Annotated in this window: 19 protein-coding genes and 1 pseudogene; 11 read left to right on the top strand and 9 right to left on the bottom strand. The window is 67.7% G+C overall.

The genetic code is table 11. From position 1 onward, the window contains the following. Positions 1-523: 523 nt before the first annotated feature. From istA to ACF09E_RS35580, 4 genes are all read left to right on the top strand, one after another. The gene (istA, locus tag ACF09E_RS35565; protein ID WP_392210446.1) at positions 524-1,285 is read left to right on the top strand and encodes an IS21 family transposase; all 762 of its coding nucleotides are present in this window, start codon (positions 524-526) and stop codon (positions 1,283-1,285) included. A 117-nt stretch (positions 1,286-1,402) separates the two neighbouring features. Further along, positions 1,403-2,470, top strand: coding sequence for a tyrosine-type recombinase/integrase (locus ACF09E_RS35570; protein ID WP_392210448.1), 1,068 nt, complete (start codon positions 1,403-1,405; stop codon positions 2,468-2,470). After that, positions 2,467-2,787 (top strand): helix-turn-helix domain-containing protein, encoded by a 321-nt coding sequence (locus ACF09E_RS35575; protein ID WP_392210450.1) that lies wholly within the window; start codon positions 2,467-2,469, stop codon positions 2,785-2,787. The genes ACF09E_RS35570 and ACF09E_RS35575 overlap by 4 nt, the downstream gene beginning before the upstream one ends. Beyond that, on the top strand, positions 2,784-4,331 hold the full coding sequence (locus ACF09E_RS35580; RefSeq protein WP_392210452.1) for a hypothetical protein: 1,548 nt from the start codon (positions 2,784-2,786) through the stop codon (positions 4,329-4,331). The genes ACF09E_RS35575 and ACF09E_RS35580 overlap by 4 nt, the downstream gene beginning before the upstream one ends. 10 nt (positions 4,332-4,341) lie before the next feature. Here ACF09E_RS35580 and ACF09E_RS35585 read toward each other — a convergent pair whose 3' ends face one another. After that, positions 4,342-4,890 (bottom strand): hypothetical protein, encoded by a 549-nt coding sequence (locus ACF09E_RS35585; protein WP_392210454.1) that lies wholly within the window; start codon positions 4,888-4,890, stop codon positions 4,342-4,344. A 316-nt stretch (positions 4,891-5,206) separates the two neighbouring features. Between ACF09E_RS35585 and ACF09E_RS35590 the strand changes: the two genes are divergently transcribed. Together ACF09E_RS35590 and istB are read left to right on the top strand one after the other, a co-directional pair. Continuing rightward, a complete protein-coding gene (locus ACF09E_RS35590) occupies positions 5,207-6,163 on the top strand; it encodes a hypothetical protein (RefSeq protein WP_392210456.1) in 957 nt (318 codons plus the stop codon). Then, positions 6,160-6,951 (top strand): IS21-like element helper ATPase IstB, encoded by a 792-nt coding sequence (gene istB, locus ACF09E_RS35595; protein ID WP_392210458.1) that lies wholly within the window; start codon positions 6,160-6,162, stop codon positions 6,949-6,951. The genes ACF09E_RS35590 and istB overlap by 4 nt, the downstream gene beginning before the upstream one ends. A 30-nt stretch (positions 6,952-6,981) precedes the next feature. On the opposite strand, the gene ACF09E_RS35600 is transcribed toward istB, so the two are convergent. Beyond that, a complete protein-coding gene (locus ACF09E_RS35600; protein WP_392210460.1) occupies positions 6,982-7,371 on the bottom strand; it encodes a hypothetical protein in 390 nt (129 codons plus the stop codon). Between the two features lie 315 nt (positions 7,372-7,686). On the opposite strand from ACF09E_RS35600, the gene ACF09E_RS35605 reads away from it, so the two are divergent. After that, on the top strand, positions 7,687-8,067 hold the full coding sequence (locus tag ACF09E_RS35605) for an STAS domain-containing protein (protein ID WP_392210462.1): 381 nt from the start codon (positions 7,687-7,689) through the stop codon (positions 8,065-8,067). 140 nt (positions 8,068-8,207) lie between these two features. Here the strand turns inward: ACF09E_RS35605 and ACF09E_RS35610 are convergent, their stop codons facing one another. Continuing rightward, on the bottom strand, positions 8,208-9,191 hold the full coding sequence (locus tag ACF09E_RS35610; protein ID WP_392210480.1) for a hypothetical protein: 984 nt from the start codon (positions 9,189-9,191) through the stop codon (positions 8,208-8,210). 5 nt (positions 9,192-9,196) lie between these two features. Further along, entirely contained in the window at positions 9,197-9,436 is a 240-nt protein-coding gene (locus ACF09E_RS35615; protein WP_392210464.1) for a hypothetical protein, read from the bottom strand. A 301-nt stretch (positions 9,437-9,737) separates the two neighbouring features. On the opposite strand from ACF09E_RS35615, the gene ACF09E_RS35620 reads away from it, so the two are divergent. Further along, the gene (locus ACF09E_RS35620; protein WP_392210466.1) at positions 9,738-10,076 is read left to right on the top strand and encodes a DUF6233 domain-containing protein; all 339 of its coding nucleotides are present in this window, start codon (positions 9,738-9,740) and stop codon (positions 10,074-10,076) included. A 16-nt stretch (positions 10,077-10,092) separates the two neighbouring features. On the opposite strand, the gene ACF09E_RS35625 is transcribed toward ACF09E_RS35620, so the two are convergent. Together ACF09E_RS35625 and ACF09E_RS35630 are read right to left on the bottom strand one after the other, a co-directional pair. After that, positions 10,093-10,287, bottom strand: a complete 195-nt coding sequence (locus ACF09E_RS35625; RefSeq protein ID WP_392210467.1) for a hypothetical protein — start codon at positions 10,285-10,287, stop codon at positions 10,093-10,095. Between the two features lie 45 nt (positions 10,288-10,332). Continuing rightward, entirely contained in the window at positions 10,333-10,929 is a 597-nt protein-coding gene (locus ACF09E_RS35630) for a Ku protein (RefSeq protein WP_392210469.1), read from the bottom strand. 50 nt (positions 10,930-10,979) lie between these two features. On the opposite strand from ACF09E_RS35630, the gene ACF09E_RS35635 reads away from it, so the two are divergent. Next, the gene (locus ACF09E_RS35635; RefSeq protein WP_392210471.1) at positions 10,980-11,366 is read left to right on the top strand and encodes a hypothetical protein; all 387 of its coding nucleotides are present in this window, start codon (positions 10,980-10,982) and stop codon (positions 11,364-11,366) included. On the opposite strand, the gene ACF09E_RS35640 is transcribed toward ACF09E_RS35635, so the two are convergent. Genes ACF09E_RS35640 through ACF09E_RS35650 form a run of 3 tightly spaced genes read right to left on the bottom strand, consistent with a single transcriptional unit; the run spans position 11,367 to position 16,346 of the window. After that, positions 11,367-13,868: a tyrosine-type recombinase/integrase gene (locus ACF09E_RS35640; RefSeq protein WP_392210472.1), complete on the bottom strand. Its 2,502-nt coding sequence runs from the start codon at positions 13,866-13,868 to the stop codon at positions 11,367-11,369. Then, the gene (locus ACF09E_RS35645) at positions 13,861-15,789 is read right to left on the bottom strand and encodes a tyrosine-type recombinase/integrase (protein WP_392210474.1); all 1,929 of its coding nucleotides are present in this window, start codon (positions 15,787-15,789) and stop codon (positions 13,861-13,863) included. Before ACF09E_RS35645 ends, ACF09E_RS35640 begins: the two co-directional genes overlap by 8 nt. Continuing rightward, positions 15,786-16,346: an ATP-binding protein gene (locus ACF09E_RS35650; protein WP_392210476.1), complete on the bottom strand. Its 561-nt coding sequence runs from the start codon at positions 16,344-16,346 to the stop codon at positions 15,786-15,788. Before ACF09E_RS35650 ends, ACF09E_RS35645 begins: the two co-directional genes overlap by 4 nt. Positions 16,347-16,769: 423 nt before the next feature. Between ACF09E_RS35650 and ACF09E_RS35655 the strand changes: the two genes are divergently transcribed. Then, positions 16,770-17,918, top strand: a complete 1,149-nt coding sequence (locus ACF09E_RS35655) for a PP2C family protein-serine/threonine phosphatase (RefSeq protein ID WP_392210478.1) — start codon at positions 16,770-16,772, stop codon at positions 17,916-17,918. A 114-nt stretch (positions 17,919-18,032) separates the two neighbouring features. Then, positions 18,033-18,841: pseudogene (locus tag ACF09E_RS35660) on the top strand (hypothetical protein); the annotation flags it as partial.

Consider the following 18,841-nt stretch of genomic DNA (forward strand, 5'->3'; position numbering starts at 1 on the left):
GATTCGGGACCATCCCCGCGCGTGCGAGGAGCAGTCCTGGTCCGACGGTACGGTGCTGCGCAGCCTGGGGCCATCCCCGCGCGTGCGGGGAGCAGGACCTTGATGCCGTGCGGAGTGTGGATGCCGTTGGGACCATCCCCGCGGGCGCAGGGAGCAGCGGAGAGGGCTCCGGAGGGGGTCCTGTTACAGAGGACCATCCCCGCTGGCACGGGGAGCAGCGGGCACCCCCTGCGCGCTGTGCACGGTGACGGGGACCATCCCCGCGGGCGCGGGAAGCAGCAGCTCGGGCGACGTCGGCTCATCGTTCACACGAGACCATCCCCCGCGGGTGCGGGGAGCAGGGCCTGGCGACCAAGCACCACGGCGCCAAGGTGGGACTGGCTTTATTCACGGGTTGTGAAGCCAGTTGTTCACGGGTTTGGGAGGCGCCCAGATCCACGGTCGGGTGATGTTCACGAGTTTTGAAGTCACCGGGGTGCTTGCCAGGGCAGCATCGGGATGCTCCTGGTGAAAGGGCCTGGTCATGCCGCAGATGTCGAAGGTCGAGCTGTACGCGGCGATCCGCCGGGACCACCGCGGCGGCATGAAGATCCGGGAGATCGAGCGCAAGTACAACGTGTCGTGGCGAACGGTCCGCAAGGCCGTCGACTCGGTCTGGCCCGAGCCGAGGAAGCAGCTGCCGCCACGGCCGACGGCCCTGGATCCGTATAAGTCGGTGATCGACGGGATGCTCCAGGCGGATCTGGACGCGCCGCGCAAGCAGCGGCACACGATCACGCGGATCTTCCATCGCCTGGTCGAGGAACACGCCGCGGACGTCTCCTACCAGATGGTCCGGCGCTACGTCGCCGACCGGAAACCTCAGATCCTCATCGAGTCGGGCAAGGCGCCGGTCGAGGCATTCGTGCCGCAGACCCACCAGCCCGGCATGGAGGCCGAGGTCGATTTCGGCGACGTGACCATCCGGCTCGCGGGCGAGCTTGTGACCTGCTACTTGTTCTCCTTCCGCCTGTCCTACTCCGGCAAGGCCGTCCACCGCGTCTTCGCGTCCTGCGGCCAGGAAGCCTTCTTCGAAGGGCACGTGCACGCGCTGCGGACGCTGGGCGGGGTCCCCCGGAGCAAGGTCCGCTACGACAACCTGAAGGCCGCCGTCGCCCAGGTTCTGGGGCTGAGCCGGGCCAGGGTGGAGGCCGACCGCTGGATCGCGTTCAGGTCGCACTTTGTCCATGTTCCCGTGGGTTCCCGCCGCATCCCGGCTGCGTCGATGACCTCGATGGCCGCGTGATCTGGGGCTTCCGGCCTCTTGGACACGATCGGGTGATTGCTGCTCGTTTCTCAGAAATCCTGAAGCTTCCTCGGCTGTCATGGCGGAGTCGCTGGATAGCTGAAGAGGAGGAACGGGATGGCACTGGCCGTCGTGCGCGACCTGCGGTCGCAGCTCCGGCTGGAGACCGCCGAGGAGGTCGCTGCCTTCGAGCAGGATCTGCTGGCTGAGTTCGTCCTCGCGCGGGCCTCTGCCGGGGTCCTCGACGACACCATCCGCGGTGACGTCGGCCCCGTTCTAGCGCTGAGGGAGTGGTTCGGTCGGCCTCTGTGGGAGATGGAGGCCCCGGACCTTGACCGGTACTTCGGGCGGCACCGTCGTGACTCAGCCTCGGGCACCAAGGTCCGCCAGGCCGCGGCCTTCGCCGTATTCTTCGAGTTCCTCGAACTACGGCACAAGGCCAGCATCCACGCGGCCACCGGCTTCGTAGTCGAGTCCCCGCTGGATGAGATGAACCGGCCTCGGGGTGGCACCTCCGCGAGGCTGCGGATCCCGCCGCCGGAAGCGGAGGTCACCGCGCTCTTCGGCGGCTGGCGGTGCGACATGGAAGAGGCACGCAAGTACGCTCCGGCCGCCCGGAACTACACCGCCTCGCGGCTGGCCAGCCTCATCGGCCCGCGGATCTCGGAACTGTGTCTGCTGCGGATCGGCGACGTTCGCTGGGACCTGGGGCGGTTCGGCAAGGTCCTCCTCAAGGGCAAGGGCAGCCAGGGCCGAGGCAAGAAGGAACGCCCGCTTATCAACGGCTCTCGTGACCTGCTGGAATGGTGGATCACCGGGCCGCGCTGGGAGTTCGACGACAAGGTCAACGACCCCCGTGCCCCTCTCTTCCCCTCGGAACGCAGATACGGCGACGGCTCCAGCAGGGCCGTGACCGACGACGCTCTGCGGACCGGGCTCGCCGAAGCGGTTGCCCGGCATCTGCCGCACCAGATCGGCCACCTCACACCACATGTGCTGCGGCACTTTGCCGCCTCCGACCTCTACCGCAATGGCATGGACGTCGTCGCCATCCAAGAGATCCTCGGACACGAATGGCTCAACACGACCATGATCTACGTACACGTCGAGAAGTCCCACGTCGAAGATGCCTGGATCCGCGCGGGACAACGGGCCACCACCCGATTCGGAGGGACACGCCGATGAAGTGGAACCTGCGGATGGTCGCCGCCCAGCGCGACATCTGGAAGGCCTCCGAGCTCCAACGGATGCTCGCGGAAGCCGGATTGGTGATCTCCGCCGGCAAGATGTCCCACCTGTGGTCCGGACGGCCGCTGACCGTCCGCCTGGCCGACCTCGACATCATCTGCGAGGTGCTGGACTGCACGACCGCCGACCTACTCGTCCCGGAGAAGGCCAGCGTTCGGCAGGAGACCACGAGACTGGAGGCGGAGAAGCAGGTCGTCGGCGGCAGCCCGATCACGCACCAACGCCGGCCGGGTCGCTCGGGGCCGCCGCTATGATCACGCCCGTCCGGCGATCACGACCCTGGGCCACCCGCAGCTGCCGGGACTGCTTCGGATGGGGCTGGATCGACCGCCCTCGCTGCAAAGCGTGCTGGGGCTTCACCGCAAAAGCCACCAGCCGCCACTGCGACGTCTGCACACGCGAGGTCGCCGCGATCGACGGAATCTGCCGTCTCTGCCGCCGCCAGGCCAGCCTGATCGCCGGCCCGGACAACAAGACCCGCGTCGACCTGACAGTAGCGGCCCGCACGGGACAGCAGCTCTTCATCATCGGCACCCTGCGACCTCGCGGCGGCCCCCGGCCTCAGCCCGTTACGTCGGAACCGTGGTTACCGCGGCCGCACCGTGTTCCGCCACGCTGGACGGAGCTGTTGCTGTTCGAGATGCCACGCGAGCTTCGCGGAGTCAGTAGCAAGGCCCCACCGCTCGACCCTCAGCTGTTCGCATCCTTGAGTACCCGGGCCGCCCGGATCGCGGAGCTGCGTGGCTGGCCGCCCCGTACTCTCGGCTCGGTGCGACGCGGCATCCGGATTCTCTGCGCGGTTCACCGGCCAGGGGAGCGAATCCGGGCCTCGACCATCAGCCAACTCACCCACACGGCAGTGCCGGCCAACCACGTCCTGGAGGTGTTCGAGGAACTCGACGTCTTCCTCGATGACCGGCCCGACTCGCTCGACGCCTGGTGCGAGGAACACCTGTCCTTCCTTGCCTCAGATGTCCGCTCTGAGCTGGACATCTGGATCGACATCCTGAGACACGGGACTCCGCGCCGCAGGCCACGTGCCCGCTCGACGGTCATTACGAACCTGAGGAGCATCCTGCCGTTCCTGACCGAGTACGCCGGAAAGTACACGACCCTGCGGCAGGCCACCCGCGAGGACATCACCAGTTGGCTCGCCGACCGGCCCTATCGCGCATACGACGCCAGTGCCTTGCGGTCTCTGTTCGGCACGCTCAAGGCCGAGCGGCTGATCTTCGCCAACCCGATGCGAGGCATCAAGGGCGGCAAGGTGGCGATCAAGATCCCTGCATCACTCACCGCGGCCGAGGTGGAGTCCGTCGCTGCTGCCGCACTGCAGGACCCGGCCCTTCGCGTGGTCGTGGCCCTGTCCGGCATCCATGCGCTGCCCGCCCGCCAGATTCGATCGATGCTGGTCGAGCACGTGGACCTGCCGGGACGGCGACTCGACCCTGAGGGCTTGAACCGTCCCCTGGACGACTACACCGCCGAGGCGATCAGCGGGTACCTCGCTTACCGTCAGCGCCGATGGCCGAGCAGCGCCAACCCACATCTGCTGATCACCAGGAACACCGCCACCACGACAACGTCGGTGGGCACGTTCTGGATGGACAGACTGGTCAAGGAGTTGCCCGTGGGCGTCGACCGGCTGAGGCAGGACCGCATCCTCGAAGAAGCCCTCGCCAATGGCGCGGACCCCCTCCATCTCGCGCACGTCTTCTCCCTCGGTGCCAAGGCCAGCCTCCGCTACACCAGCGCAGTGACCGAATCGGAAGCAGAGCAGGCACCGAGCACCCGCTGATCTTGAGCTTCTACTCCACCGGGAGCCGTCGCCGGCCCTCCGGGGTGAAGGTGAAGGTCTGGCGGAAGGGCCCCGATCCGAAGCGCACTGCGAGCAGGACGGGCTCTTCGTGCTCAGGTGGCCATGATTGCTCGGCTCCCGGAGCACTGCCGTTCCAGAGATGGAAGGACACCATCGGTTCCTCCGGGTTCTCAGTCAGATAGCCGAGGGTCTTGCCGTAGTAGGGATTGTTGCTGCCGAACAGCATGGACGGGTTACCGAACTCGTCGACGACGTCCGTCCACACGCGGTCCTCGCCTGCCCACTGGCGGACCGCACCTTGCAGGACTGCGTGTTCGTCACGGTCCAGTACGCGGTCGGGCTTGAGCCAGCCGCGGCGGTGCGCGAACTCGGCATACACCGAGGCGATGCCGTACTCGTAATAGCGCTCCGGGATCAGATCGCGGAACACGCCCGCGACGCCGGTGCTGGACCAGGCACCGCGCTCTTCCCAGACGCGCTGTTGCTCGGCCAAAGCCTCGGGCTGGCACTCCGCGAACACCAAGTGGTCCATCAGCATGCGCAAGGCCAGCTCCGACTCCCTCCCGAACATTCCGGGACGTCGTAGGGCGAGATTCAACTGATCGATGAGATATGCACGTATCTCGTCGGAGGCTGCAAGCGATCTGGAAGTAGGCACCCCACAGTCTCCCGCAGATGCCGCCGGATCGCGGTCATGGGCCGACGCTCAGCCATTCTCCGCCTGAGCCGGATCCAGGTCCGTCGCCCACTACCGGATTTCCGCTGTGGCAACCGGCCCCTTTTACGCGGCGGAGTCGCCTTCGAGCGCCCGAGTTCGCCCTACCGAGCCTTCAGATTTCCTGAACCCACGGAAGATGGGCGTCGACGCCTTCTACTGCCGGCCTGGCATCGAGGGCGCCCACGAGAAAGGCGGGGTGGAGGGCCAGGTCGGATACTTCCGGCGCAACCACTTCGTGCCCGTCCCGGTCGTCGACTCGCTGGCCCAGCTCAACGCGATGGTCGACCAGTGGGACATCGACGACGAGGCCCGCCGGATCAGCTCCCGCCCCCACACGATCGGCGAGTACTTCCGCTCCGAACAATCGCGGCTCAAGCCCCTGCCCGAGGAGCCGTTCGAGACGGGCCGCTGGTTCACCCCGCGAGTGGACCGCTACAGCCAGATCACCGTCCGCTCCAACCGCTACTCGGTGCCGGTCCGCCTCATCGGCCAGTCGGTGCGGGTGCTCCTGAACGCCAACGACCTCGTCGTCTACGAAGGCCGCACCGAAGTGGCCCAGCACGAACGGCTCAGCACCCGGGGCGGCTCCCATCTGGTCCTGGACCACTACCTCGAAGCCCTCATCCGCAAGCCCGGCGCCTTCCCCGGCTCGACCGCGCTGGAGCAGGCCCGCTCGGCCGGCAGGTTCACTCCCGTCCACGACAACTGGTGGGCCGCGGTCCGCTCAGCCCACGGAGACGCCGAAGGCACCCGGGCCCTGATCCAGGTCCTGCTGCTAGGCCGGCACATGCGCCACGAGCACGTCGTCGCGGGCCTGGCAGCCGCCTTCCGGGCCGGCGCCCTGACCGCGGACGCGGTCGCGCTGGAGGCCCGCAGGGCTGCCGAAGGGGACACCCCAGTACCTCCCGCTCCGGCTCCCAAGCCACCTGCCCCACCCGTGGAGGAACACGCCACGGTGACGTTTCTGGCCGACTACCGGCTGACCCACCTGCCGCCCGACACCCGGCCCCTGCCCTCGGTGGCCGCCTACGACCAACTACTCGACCGCCGCCGCACCGGTGGCCAGGGCACCAGCCAGGGAGAAGCGACATGACCGTCCCCCGCCAGCGTGAACTCACCGAAGAAGCCGCCACCACCGCGATCGACCAGGCCTGCCGCCTGCTGCGACTGCCCACCATTCGCAGCCAGTTCCCCGACCTCGCGGCCGCGGCCTCCCGCGAGCAGATGTCCTACCGCGGGTTCCTCGCCGAGCTCCTGATGTCGGAGTGCGACGACCGGGCCCGCCGCCGCTCTGAGCGCCGGATCAAAGCCGCCGCGTTTCCCCGCGACAAGTCCCTGCGTGCCTTCGACTTCGACGCCAACCCGAACGTCGACCCCGCCGCCATCCACACGCTCGCCAAGTGCGAGTGGGTTCGCAAAGGCCAGCCGCTCTGCCTGATCGGTGACTCTGGGACAGGCAAGTCGCATCTGTTGATCGCGCTGGGGACCGAGGCCGCGATGAAGGGCCACCGGGTCCGCTACACCCTCGCCACGAAACTCGTGAACGAGCTCGTCGAGGCCGCCGACGAGAAGCAGCTGACCAAGACCATCGCCCGCTACGGCCGCGTTGATCTTCTCTGCATCGACGAACTCGGCTACATGGAACTCGACCGCCGCGGCGCCGAACTCCTCTTCCAAGTTCTGACAGAACGGGAGGAAAAGAACAGTGTGGCGATCGCTTCGAACGAATCGTTCGGAGGCTGGACCAAGACGTTCACCGACCCCCGCCTCTGCGCGGCCATCGTCGACCGCCTCACCTTCGGCGGCAACATCATCCAGACCGGAACCGAGTCCTACCGCCTCGCCCACACCAAAGCCCAGGCAGACCGCGCCGCTAGCTGACGGACCGTCGCAGACCGCGCAAGAGGCTGGTCACTCGCGTGGGCTCTTGCCGTAGTAGGGCCTCACAGTCCTGGCCAGCTTTCGCTGGATCGACCGCAGGGCGCGAATCGTCGACTCGTCGGAGAGCCCTGTGGTCGTCGGCCATTCAACGCCGGAGCCCTCGAGGTCGCTGACGAAGACAATCTCCACCGCCAGGAGAGTACGTGCCCAGTCCACCGGAGGCAGCGGAACATCGTCGTTGAGCGCACTTCGCAGCCGACTGCACTGGTCGAACAGATCTTGGACGCCCGCGAACCCCATACCGACGGCGAGCGCGTCGCTACACCTGGCCGGCCCCGACCACTCCAGCAGTGCCCGCCGCAGCAATCCGATCTCGTCCGCAGCAAGCAGTTCACTCGCCGCGACCTCACGTTCCGACATCAGGCTCAACCCTTCCCCACACCTTCGAGGACAGCAACCCTCCGCAAGATGCTCCTCTACATGTGGATCACCACGACCAGAGCACATTAGAACACCCACGCGACATCAAATCTCGTCGATATTCAGGGCCTCTGCTGCGTCCCAGCGACATCCAAACTCACCGGTAAACGCCTCCCGAAACGACTGACATAGCCAGCTGTGTGAGGGGCTCGGTATCCCCCTTGCCGTCACCGACCGGCCATGGCCCTCCTACGCCCCGTCTGCGGGCAGTGCCGGGGTTCTGGGTCCTGACGTGATACGAGGTGAAGCCTCGTGATGAACAGCGACCGGTCCCCCGTGGACGTGCTGAACGCGTCCGCCGGCGGCAGCCACATCTACAGCGCCCCGGGCGGGGACAGCGTCTACCGGGAGGCCACCGGGTACGACGGCACCGCGGTACTCGTGGCGGACGGCGAGTTCGACATGGACAGCGTCGTCTGCCTGCAACGGGCGCTGACCGACGCCCAAGCCGACGGCGCCAGCGCCGTCCGGCTCGACGTTACGGGCGTCGCCTTCGCCGATTGCTCCTTCCTCCACGCCCTCCTCCGCGCCCGCCCGGGCCTGAACCGGCTCGCCCTCATCGGCCCCGTGCCGAACCATCTGCACCAGCTCCTCGGCCTCACCGGCACCACTCCCCTGTTCCCCGTCGAGCCCTGAGGCCCGCGAACCGCGCGCTACCCGCCCACCCCTCCGGCCGTGGCGCGCGGCAGCCGGAAGGCCCCGCACCGAAGAGGTACGGGGCCCGAAGGCTGCCGGCCGGCTCCGACCACGCGGAGGCAACGTCTGACGCGCGCCCGTCAGCTTGCCTTCCGATACGCGGCAGCCGGTCCGGCGACCCGGTGCCCGTAGCGGGCGTTCAGCTTGTCGATCACCGGCTCCAGCCGCAGCCGGGCCTCCCGCGCGTCATCGAGGGAAAGCTGGGTGCCGGGGCCGTCGTCGGCGGGGCTGAGGTCTTCGGCGGTGAGGGTGAGGCGGCGGATCCGGGCGCGCTGGAAGGCCATGGCGTCCAGGAGCCGCAGGGTGCCGGTACGCAGGTCCTCGGTGTGGGCGGAGGGCTGCGGGAGCCGTTGGGTCCGCTCCGCGGTACCGCCGCCGGCCAGGCGCACGGCGAGGGTGAGACCGCGGGCGATCTGGCCCCGGCTGCGGATCCGGTCTCCGAGGGTGACAGCCAGGTCCAGGAGCGCGGCACGCACGAGGACCGGGTCGTAGACGTCGCGGTCGAAGGCGAACGACTCCGTCGTGGACTCGGGCATCTTCCGCACCGCGACCGCACGGGGGTCGATACCCCGGGCCCGGGCACGCAGGGTACGGCCGGCCTTGCCGCCGAGGATGCGGCACACCACGGTCTCGTCCATGGCGGCCAGCGCGCCGACGGTGTGGAGCCCGTAGCGCTGGAGCTGGGCGGCCTGGGCGGGGCCGATGCCGTGCAGCGCCCGAATCGGGAGAGGGCTCAGGAAGTGTTCAACCGCGCGGTGGTCGGGCAGGTGCAGCACCCCGGACCGGCCCACCCGGGCGGAGGCGGTGGCGGCGGTCGCCCAGGTATCGGCGACGCCGATGTGGGTGTCGATGCCCGTCTGCACCAGCGCCTGCACCCGGAAACGGGCCGCAAGCTCACCGCCGTCCACACCGAACAGCCGCAGCGATCCCCTGACCTGCGCGAGCACGGCAAGCGGCGGGAGCGGCTGAACCTGCGGGGTAAAGCCTGCCAGGAGGTCCAGGACGTGACGGTAGTCCTCGGGTGAGGTATCAGGCCGGCAGCGGACGTGCCAGATCACACTCATACCCGTCACGCCGCCTGCCCCTCCCTCGCACGCTGCTCACACACCAGCATCCGCAGCTCCGCGCGCCCCGCCGCGGGGCGCGGGTGCGCCCAGTAGGGGTGGAAGTGCACCTGTGCGGACAGGTGCAGCAGGCGGCGGCGGAGCATGGTCGTGCGGGTGGTGGCGGGGCGGGCGAGTTCCTCGTAGGTGGCGGTCCAGGATCGCTGGGCGGTGACGAGGTCGTCGGGGAACGGGTGGAACCTCATACACTGATTAGAGCACCTGTTCGATTTTGGGTGCCAGTCGTGCCGCGCGGGTCGGGCAGAACGCGAGTTCTACTCTCCACCGCATCGGCACCTGTCCGCCCGACCCCGAGGAGGCGCGCCATGACCACCCCTGCCCGGCCGGTGAACCTCCCGCCGCAGATGTGCCCGCCCCGCTCCTCGGGAAATGTGCCCGCTGCCACGCCGACTGCCACCGGTACGGATTCGGCGGGAACCCCCTGTGCCAGCAGCATCAGCGAGAGGTGGCCGAGCTCCAGGCGAAGAACCACCGCGCGGGTGCCTGATGTCCGAGCTGCCTCCCGACCTCCCAAGGCTCCGGACCCTGGAGCATTGGCTGGTGCTGTCCCTGGACCGGGTGCGGGAGCGGATAGCGGAGGTCGAGACCCGGGAGGCGACGCTGCGTCCGGTGCGCCCGCGGCCGGAGGGGCCGGGCTGGGTGCTGTCGTTCCTGCGCGAGGGCGGGCGGCCGGTCGCGGACAGCATCCACATCGGCGACTGCCGCATGGCCGCCCCGCACCGCAAGCCCCTCAGCCGCGAGGAGGCCCGCCGGGCGCTGACCGCCGGAGGGATGCGGGCGTGCGAAATCTGCCGCCCGGACTCCGACCTCGGCATCCTCGACTGACCAGCGGCCGCCGCGGTCAGTCGGCGGGGAGCCGCCGGGCCAGGTCCGCGGCGAGCTGGCCGGCGGCCTGCCCGCGGGGCGTGAGATCGAGTGATTCCAGCAGCCGCATGTAGCCGACCGCGTCCCGGGCCTCCGCCGCCGTCAGCAACGGTAAGCGGGGCTCACCCGCCTCTGGATAGTCGCCGGTCACAGCCTGCTCGTCAGTATCCACACAGGGACCAACACGGGGCGAGGCCTCCAAGACACGGACCGATGGTCAGGCGGTCTTCCGGCGGGTCGTCTTCTTGGCCGCGGTCTTCTTCGCAGCCGTCTTCTTCGCGGTCGTCTTCTTCGCCGCGGTCTTCTTCGGCTTCGGCATCTCGTGCACGGTGGCAGGCCCGCCACTCTCGCCGCGGGATTCCTTCGCCTTCGCCACCGACGCCTCCAGCGCCGCCATGAGGTCAACCACCGGAGCCGCCTCCCCCCGCTCAGCCTCGGGCGCGGCGGGCTGGCGGTGCTCGGCCTTCGCCTCGATGACCTCGGTGAGGGCCTCGGTGTAGTGGTCGGTGACGTCCAGGTCGGTGAGAGAGTCGACGGTCATCGTCTCCATCAGCGTGAGCGCGCCCTCGATCTCCTTCTCGCTGACGTCGGTCTCGGGCGGTGCGAGTTCGGCAGGGGAGCGGATCTCGTCGTCCCAGTGCAAACCCTGGATACTCAGCGCCTCGCCGACCGGGCGCAGGAGACCGAGGCGCTCGCGGCCGCGCAGGGCGTACTTCACCACCGCGACCCTGTCCGTGCGGGTGAGGGCCTGGCGCAGGAGCGTGTAGGGCTTCGTGGCGACGGCGCCCTTAGCCCTGGCGTAGTTTCTCTGCACTAAGTCAAGCCGAGGCGTGGGCGCTGCCGGAGCTTGCGTAGGGTGCCCGCATGATCGTTCAGTGTTTCCAGATCATCAGCCCGACGAGCGGAGAAGTGGTGAGTGATCATCCAGGGATCCGGGTTGGCGCTGAGTATCCAGTCCTGGAGGTCATCACGACCGCAGGCCGGGTCCTCCTCCGGATCCCTGAGCGGCCTGACCTCCTGGTGGAGCGAGACACCCCTGGGCTGTGGGATGCCGCCATGTTCACCGTGGTCAACAGTCAAGTGCCGGACTGTTGGGTCGCAGGGCTGAAGGATGGCCAGGTGACGCTCGCGCCCAGGGAATGGCAGCGTGCAGGCTTCTGGGAGGACTATTTCGATGGCGAGCCAACTGCCGGCGCTGAATACGAGCGTCTTCGCGCGGAGGTCCTCTCAAGCGTGACCTCGGATGGGTGATCATCGCTGACGTTCGCCGGTAGTTGAGCTGGGGCGGGTGGTCGGGATGCCGAGCACGACGGGTGACCGTTGTGTGAGGCGGGCGGCGTCGGCTTGCTTGGTGCGGACGAAAGTCAAGGTCATGTCGATGCCTTCGATCTCGCCGAGCCACTGTTCATCCTCGGCCCGCTTGCGGCGGAGGATCAGGTCCTTCTCGATCTCCGCCAGCCTGGGCAGCATCTTGGGGTTGACCTGCAGCATCGGGCATCGGATGCAGGCGTGCTCATGTTGACAGGGTGATCCGTAGGGGCGAGCACAGTTGCCGAGTTCGACCTTGCGCTTGTCGAAGTGCTCCTCGAACTCCGCCCACTCCTGGTTGGTGACGTCGGTGTATTCGTCGTCGGGCCGCAGGGTCCGGCGGTGGTTCAGGAACTCCTGGTAGTGCTTGACGATGTCCTCGGCGAAAACCGCGACGTAGCCCTGTGTGGTCCGCAGATTCAGGTGTCCGAGCAGGGCCGCGCCGATGTGGATCGGCAGACCGCCGTTGACGATGTCGGTGGCGAAGAGCCGGCGGAAGTCGTGCGGAGTGACTTTAGTCCCGGCGAAGGCGGGGTTTGTCTTGGCGAGTTCTTCGCAGGTGCGGCCGAGCATTTCGAGCACGGTGCTGGGTGACATGACCGCGCGGACGCTGCCCCGGTGACGCTGGAACAGGAACGGCATGGGGTCCAGCCAGATCCTCTCGTGGGGGTCGTAGCGGGTCAGGAGTGGAATGGGCTGGCCGTCGCGGGTCTGACGGCGGACGATCTGGGCGATGGCGTGGAAGAGCTCGGTGGACATCGGAATGACACGCTCGCGTTCAGTCTTCGAGGGGGCGACGACCAGGAGGGCGATAACCTCGCCGTTGGAACGCTCGTATTGGCGGATGCTGAGATGGGTGAGCTCGACGAGTTCCTCGACGCGGATGCCACTGTGTCGCAGGACCTCGATGGACGCCCATTCCCAGAACGCCGTGTCCTCGGCGATCGTCACGTGGATCAGCTCGCCGGTGCCGTGGTCGGTGACCCTGACGGTCGGCTCGGCCACGAGCTTCGCCTGGCGCCTGTCCTCCCAGGAATCGGTGCGGCTATAGCGGCGGCCCCCGTGCTCGAAGGATTCCCCCAGCGGGACCGCCCGGGCGAGTTCCAACAGGCTGGCCAGGCGCTCGTAGCGGTCCTCGACGTGCCGGACGAGAACCGGCAGCAGGGGTTGACGGGCCCGGGTGCGGTCGGCCATCCGTCGGTTGATGTCACGCAGCCGTTTGCTGAACCCCTTCAGGTCCCTGGGCATGATCGGGCAGGGCGTCACCCACTGGGCCCACCGCTCCGGTTCCGTGATGGCCCAGCTGTGCAGGTCGACGTAGAAGCTACGGACGGACAGCAGAACGGCCGCGGTGTCCTTGCGGATCTTGGTCCGGTCGGTCTTCCCGTCCTTTCGCCAGTACCTGATCTCGGCCCGCCACTGGTCATAGAGCTCCTGGCTCAGGTTCAAATCCCGCTGACCTGGGTTGAGCTCCTCGATCAGGGCCCAGAAATGGCCGGCCAGGTGACGGCTGAGCGATTCGAGGGTGTTGTAGTCCGTCTCCGCCTTGCGACGCGTAAGGTAGTCGATCAGCAGCTGTCGGACCGCAGCGTTCTTGACGCCGTAGCGGTCGACGAGTTCCTTGATGCTGCGCTGGCCGTCATAGACGAACGTCCTCAGCGTCGGCGGCGACCCGGGCGGGAAGTGGCCCATCTTGTGCAGAATCTCCCAGGCGCCCAAGGCTGCGAACCGGGTGGTGTCCTTGTTCGCTCCATGGGTGAGCCCCAGGCGCTTGCTCTCCAGCGAGTAGTGCAGCAGAGCCGACGGAGTCAGATGCTCCATCGCGATGCCCTGCGTGGTCAGAACGCAGGCCAGGTCGAACTTCGCCCGGGCCCGGTGGATCGCGGTCAGATGGTGCTGAGCGTCGACGATCTCGAAGAAAGCGTCCAGGTCGGGGTCCTTTTGAAGCAGCCGGAAAGACTCGGGATATGTGGAGAACTTGTTCGCCCGGAACCCGGGGAGCGAGGGCCGGATGATCCGTGCTGCAAACGCCAATCGCAGCGCAGAAGCCAAATCGCTTGTGTCGATGCGGGACCCCGGACGGCCCAGGATGCTGACCCCCGGCGCCTCCTCACGATTGAACCCGCTGGCCTCCCACCTCTCCTGCCAGGTCTCTCCCGGCAGCGTCTCCAGATGGCCGAAGAGCCTGCGGATGCCGGCCCGGCGCTTGTAGCCGTCGGACTTCACTCGGTGCGTCCAGACGGACCGGGCCAGCTCGCCCAGCTCGGCGATGCTGGCCCTCGACAGGTCACCGAACGGTGCCGGAGGATTCTCCGGCCGCGGGGCCGGTGCCGCTTTCACCGCGGCGTGGGAGAAAGGCGTCGATGTCTTCAGCCGAGGTGTCTCGTCATAGTTCGGGCGACGGTTGCGGAGCGTGTAAGTGTCGGCAGGCGTGCGGCTAACCACCAAACACCGCCTTGACGTCGGCGGGATCGTATGCGGCGGAGAACGTCTGCTGAACCCTGGGCCGGGTGTAGTGGGCCTGAAGGGCGTCGAAGAGGTCCTCGACCCGGGCATTGAGGTAGCGGCCCGTGGTCGCCAGATCGGTGTGCCGCATGATCGCCCGGACCTGGGCAAGCGTGAGGTTGGGATCGTTCGCCATGCGGTTCGCGGCCGTGTGCCGCAGGTCGTGCAGGGTCCAGTTCGTGCGGAGTCTGTCGTTGACCCGCTGCAGGACCCGCCGCATCGCGAAATAGGTCAGCGGCCGGTCCGGTCCGCGCAAGGTCCGGAAGACCGGCTCGTGAGCCGCGGGCATGCCGATCCGGTCGAGATAGGCGGCCAGCACCGTCAGTGCCTGAGGGCTCGCGGGAACGGCCTCGCGTTCGTCGGTGCCTTTCGTCACCACATAGAACAGCTGCCTGGCCCAGTCGATGTCGCCCGGGGTGACGCCGAGGAGTTCGCTGGCCCTCGACCCGCTGGAGACGTAGAGCAGGACGGCCGCCCTGTCCCGGTCGCAGGTCATGGCCGCGAAGAGCTTGTTCCACATCGCGTCAGGAATGGACCGCGGGTCGGTCTGCCGGACACGCTGGCGCAACCGGGCCCGCCTGAACGGCAGCACCCGCCGCGCGGGCCCCCTGCCGATCGGGTCCCCGAGCGCGATGCTCACGCCCGCGTGATTCCGGTAGGCGACGTACCCCTCTCCCGATGAGGTGAAGTGGTAGGAGTTGTCGGGCCAGGTGGTCATCCACGCCAGATTGCTGCCGCCGTGCTCGTGCAGGAGCTCCAGAGCGTGGGTCTTTCGTCCGTGGTCAGGCGCCGCCGTCGGGCAGGTCCGTCGCCTGAATCGGGTGCCGACTCGGAACGCGGCGCGTCCGGCCCACAGAATCGTGAGGACGCCGGCCCAGAGAATCCCTTCCGGCACGATCACGGGAAGCTCCGTGAGGGACGGGTAGTGCCCTGTGAGGCCCTGCGCGACCCACACTGACGCCGCGCTGAAGGCGAGCAGCACTGCCAGGGCCGCGTACCCCGTTGCGACGCACCAGGCGACGCGCCTCCCCCTGCGCAATCCCTCCACGACCACCAGCGTGACGGCGGCCTGCACGACCGTGTGCACGCCGGAGGTTTCGAGGCCGGCGGTGGAACCCATCGGGCCGAAACCCGGCACGAGCCAAACGGTCGCGGTGATCGCGAGAAGCGTCAGCAGTCCCACCACGGCAAGGAGCCGCCATTCACGCAGACTCACGCGACTCGGCGTCTCCGCCCTCCCGGGGAGAGGCAGGAACCGTGAGGCGGCCAGACCCAGAAGCACCGCGCCCAGATGTTCCAGGTTCGTGAGACCGCCGATGTAGAGGAACCCCACCAGGGCATAGGCCGTCAGGCCGAGGCGCAGACGCAACCTCCACGGTGGAGGGAGCGTCGCCGTGGCGAGCGAAAGCACGACCAGCGCCCCTGCCGACAGCCCTGTACCCGTGTCGCCGGCTACTGCCGAGGCCCAGTCCCATCCCGCCTCCCGGCCCGCCCAGAGCACGCCGGCTGCCGCGAGGACCGCCAGGATCTGCCCTGCGACGGTGCCCACCGCGGCCCACCGAGTGCCCAGTCGCCATTCGGCGAAGCCGATGATGGCGAGCACGACCAGCAGGATGGAGACATAGGCAGCGGGCCGTTCGCCGATGAAGGAGCCGGTGAACAGCGTCCACCACCTGTTCGCCTCGAAAGACGGCACCCCGTAGGCAACCTGTGCGTACCAAGGGCTGGCAGCGGCGGAATGCCAGAGTGACTGGGTGGCCACCGCCGTCGTCAGGACGAGAGTCGCGAGCGACACGGTGAAGGGGAGACGCCGAATGATGCGGGTTGATGCTGCCCTGAGCGGCAGTTCGACAGGGCTCATGACGCCTTCTCAGAGGCGACGGTCCCCACGGAGCCGTCGAGGCGGCCCACGAGGGGCTCGTAGGCAACCGGCGACGTGGCATCCTCGTCCGCGGTGCACCCCTGTGAGCAGCACGAGGCGTGGGCGGCGGCAGGCGAGGTCTCCTCACACTTCAGGGCGGCGAGAGGGATGTGGACTGTGATCGTCTTGCCGGCGGGCGCGAGAGCGATGTCGACGCGGGTGGCGAGTTCGTTCACCAGCTGCCATCCATAGCCGTGCTCCGCCTCTCCGGCGCGGCGGTCTCCGGTGGGCGCTTCTGGCGTTCGGCTTTCGGCGTCCGAGACGTGCAGGATGATGCGCCCGGCGCGGGAGTCCAGGCAGGCCATGAACCCGGTCACGCCGTTCGCGTGGCGAGCGGCGTTACCCACCAGTTCCGACGCGATGAGCACCGCGTCGTGCATGAGTGTGTCCTCGTCCGAGACGTCGGCATCGCCGAGGGCTGTACGGACTGCCTGGCGTGCGGTCGCTGCAGCGTTGTCCGATCCGAAGCTGCAGGGGTGGTACTCGGTCATGCTCATCGCTCCAGGTTCGAGCTGTCGAATATCTTCCATCCTGTGATTCGCCTCTCGCCCAGAAGGGGATCCTCGCCGAAAGACCCTTATGGGTAATCACAGGACTCTTTGCGAAAGGCCCTAAGTCCTTTATTCAGGTTTCACGTGCATGAAATCAGCACACCGTCTTGGCGATCTCTTTGCTGACCGGCAACGCAATCCATGCACGTCGATTGATCCCCGGGGACGGCCGCCGGGCGGCGATGCACTCGGCGTGGCCGATGGGTCTGGTCGACGCTCTGGGGACCTCCGACCCAGTTACAAGGGCCCTTCGGCGGCGTATGGCGTTACTGATACGCCGCAGAATCTGTATTGACCTGCCTGTGGCGACTGATCCGCCAACTGCGTGCGCGAGCCCCGGCAGGAGAGAGATTTCAGTGATCCTCAATCATGAAATTCATTCGCTCGTCGAGCTTTCTGTTCCTGGTGGCCATGGTGGCGGTCGTCGCGGTCGACGTCGCCATCGGGCCCGACGCCGAGGTACTGACACTGCTGGCGATCGGCCCGCTCCTCGTCATCCGCGGCGGATGCCAGGCCCCTGGCAAGGTCGTCGGTTTCGGACTTGCCGCACTAGTCACATGCCTGGCAGCCGCGGCGTGGGAGGGCTACGCGCTGTCACGGATCTCGATGGTGTCGTACGCGGCGATCATCCTGATCACTGCCGCCACCGCGATCGCGTCCCTGGCGCACAGGAGGTCGAGGGAGCGGATCAGTGAGATCGGAGAGGTCGCCGAAGCCACCCAGCGCGTGATCCTCCGCAACCTTGAGCCTCGCCAGGGGCAGTTCGACACCGCCTGCGCTTACATATCGGCGACGCAGGCAGCCCGGGTCGGAGGCGACTTCTACGACGTCGTCCAGGTACCGGGCGGGATACGCGTGATCATGGGAGATGTGGAGGGCAAGGGGCTCTCCGCCATACGGGCGTCGCTCGCAGCCCTGTCAGCCTTCCGTTTCGCCGCCGCCACCGAGCGAAGCATCGACATGGTCGCGCGGCGTGTGGAGTGCGCACTCACCCTGGAGGAAGAGGACCGGCGTTTTGCCACGGCCCTCATTCTGGAGATCGACGAATCCGGAATGCTGCGGATCCTGAACTTTGGGCATCACAGTCCTGTCGTGCTGCGGCAGAGCGGTGATCACGAAGTGGCCGCTCCGGACGAGGCGGGGCTGCCGCTCGGGCTGGGAATCGGTGCGGCCGAACCCGGCCGGACATCCCTCGTCCTGAACGAAGGAGACCGCGTCCTGCTCTACACCGACGGACTCTGCGAAGCCAGGAGTACGGACGGCGACTTCTACCCCGTCCAGGAACGGCTCAGTCTCCTCGGAGAATCCACCGAGGAGCTGAAGCCGGCCGCACTCCATGCGGACGCCGAGGATTTCACCAAGGGGGTCATGTCGGACGACTCGGCCCTGATGCTCATCCGCTACCGGCCTGAGGGAAGCCGCGCCGCGGTGCCGCCCGAAGAAGATCGTCCGGAGAGCGAAGACATGCCGGCTGCCTGCGTCGGTTGCCGCATCCTCGCCGAATGTCCTCTCACCTGAGCCTTCGCAGAAAGGACTGGTACGCCCTGGACTCCACTCGTTCAGCCGTACCGGTGCTGACCTCACGCGAGTTCATCCGAAGAGCCCGCGCGGAACGTCATATATTCGCGCCGCATGGGAGAGGAACAGATGGCCGTCGAAGAAGCACCCAGGGATTCCGTCCGTTCGCGGCGGAGTGCCGCGTTCGCCGTCTGGTACCTGCGCGTCGTCGCGTTCATCAACTTCCTGGGCGCGATCTGGGTGGCCTTCGGGCAGGAAGTGCGCCAGCACAACGAGAACGACCTCTTCGCGCCGTATCTGCTGACGGCCGGGTTCGCCTCGGCCGTTCTCGCCTCGTTCCTGGCGGTCACCATGTCCCGGCACAAGCGCGCCGCCTGGATCTTGAACGTGGTGCTCAGTGGCGTGGTCCTTGTGTACTTCGCTCTCGCGCTGTCGGCGCCCGAGGTCCGCCAGCACGCCCAGAACTGGGTCTCGGTGGTCCTGACTGCCGCCTTCTTCGCCGCTCTGCTGCTGGGACGCAAGGAGTTCTACGCGAAGGGCGACCGCTCCAACCCGCTGCTCGCCGCAGTGGTCGCGGTCGGCGGCCTGCTGATCACCTCGCTACTCGCCGCCGCCCTCGTCGGAGCCACCAACACCGCCATCGGACATTCCTCGTTCCTGGAGTGGTGGCGCTACGGCATCCTTCGGCTGATCACGCTCTCCGGAGACGGATCACGTGTCGAAGGGATCACGGCCCCGGGGTGGGTCGATATCACAATCAATGTGATGGCCACCGCTTTGATCATCGCGGTGCTGTTCGCCGCCTTCCGCTCCCGCCGGGCCACCGACCCGCTGACCGAGGAGGACGAGGAGCGGCTGCGGGCCCTGCTGGACAAGCAGGGCGACCGCGACTCGCTCGGCTACTTCGCGCTGCGCCGCGAGAA

Source organism: Streptomyces sp. NPDC014891, assembly GCF_043081085.1.
Taxonomy (GTDB): domain Bacteria; phylum Actinomycetota; class Actinomycetes; order Streptomycetales; family Streptomycetaceae; genus Streptomyces.

Coding starts and splice junctions, on each gene's coding strand:
- istA (WP_392210446.1), top strand. CDS start 524: ATGCCGCAGATGTCGAAGGTCGAGCTGTACGCGGCGATCCGCCGGGAC.
- ACF09E_RS35570 (WP_392210448.1), top strand. CDS start 1,403: ATGGCACTGGCCGTCGTGCGCGACCTGCGGTCGCAGCTCCGGCTGGAG.
- ACF09E_RS35575 (WP_392210450.1), top strand. CDS start 2,467: ATGAAGTGGAACCTGCGGATGGTCGCCGCCCAGCGCGACATCTGGAAG.
- ACF09E_RS35580 (WP_392210452.1), top strand. CDS start 2,784: ATGATCACGCCCGTCCGGCGATCACGACCCTGGGCCACCCGCAGCTGC.
- ACF09E_RS35585 (WP_392210454.1), bottom strand. CDS start 4,890: ATGCTGATGGACCACTTGGTGTTCGCGGAGTGCCAGCCCGAGGCTTTG.
- ACF09E_RS35590 (WP_392210456.1), top strand. CDS start 5,207: ATGGGCGTCGACGCCTTCTACTGCCGGCCTGGCATCGAGGGCGCCCAC.
- istB (WP_392210458.1), top strand. CDS start 6,160: ATGACCGTCCCCCGCCAGCGTGAACTCACCGAAGAAGCCGCCACCACC.
- ACF09E_RS35600 (WP_392210460.1), bottom strand. CDS start 7,371: ATGTCGGAACGTGAGGTCGCGGCGAGTGAACTGCTTGCTGCGGACGAG.
- ACF09E_RS35605 (WP_392210462.1), top strand. CDS start 7,687: ATGAACAGCGACCGGTCCCCCGTGGACGTGCTGAACGCGTCCGCCGGC.
- ACF09E_RS35610 (WP_392210480.1), bottom strand. CDS start 9,191: ATGAGTGTGATCTGGCACGTCCGCTGCCGGCCTGATACCTCACCCGAG.
- ACF09E_RS35615 (WP_392210464.1), bottom strand. CDS start 9,436: ATGAGGTTCCACCCGTTCCCCGACGACCTCGTCACCGCCCAGCGATCC.
- ACF09E_RS35620 (WP_392210466.1), top strand. CDS start 9,738: ATGTCCGAGCTGCCTCCCGACCTCCCAAGGCTCCGGACCCTGGAGCAT.
- ACF09E_RS35635 (WP_392210471.1), top strand. CDS start 10,980: ATGATCGTTCAGTGTTTCCAGATCATCAGCCCGACGAGCGGAGAAGTG.
- ACF09E_RS35645 (WP_392210474.1), bottom strand. CDS start 15,789: ATGAGCCCTGTCGAACTGCCGCTCAGGGCAGCATCAACCCGCATCATT.
- ACF09E_RS35650 (WP_392210476.1), bottom strand. CDS start 16,346: ATGAGCATGACCGAGTACCACCCCTGCAGCTTCGGATCGGACAACGCT.
- ACF09E_RS35655 (WP_392210478.1), top strand. CDS start 16,770: ATGAAATTCATTCGCTCGTCGAGCTTTCTGTTCCTGGTGGCCATGGTG.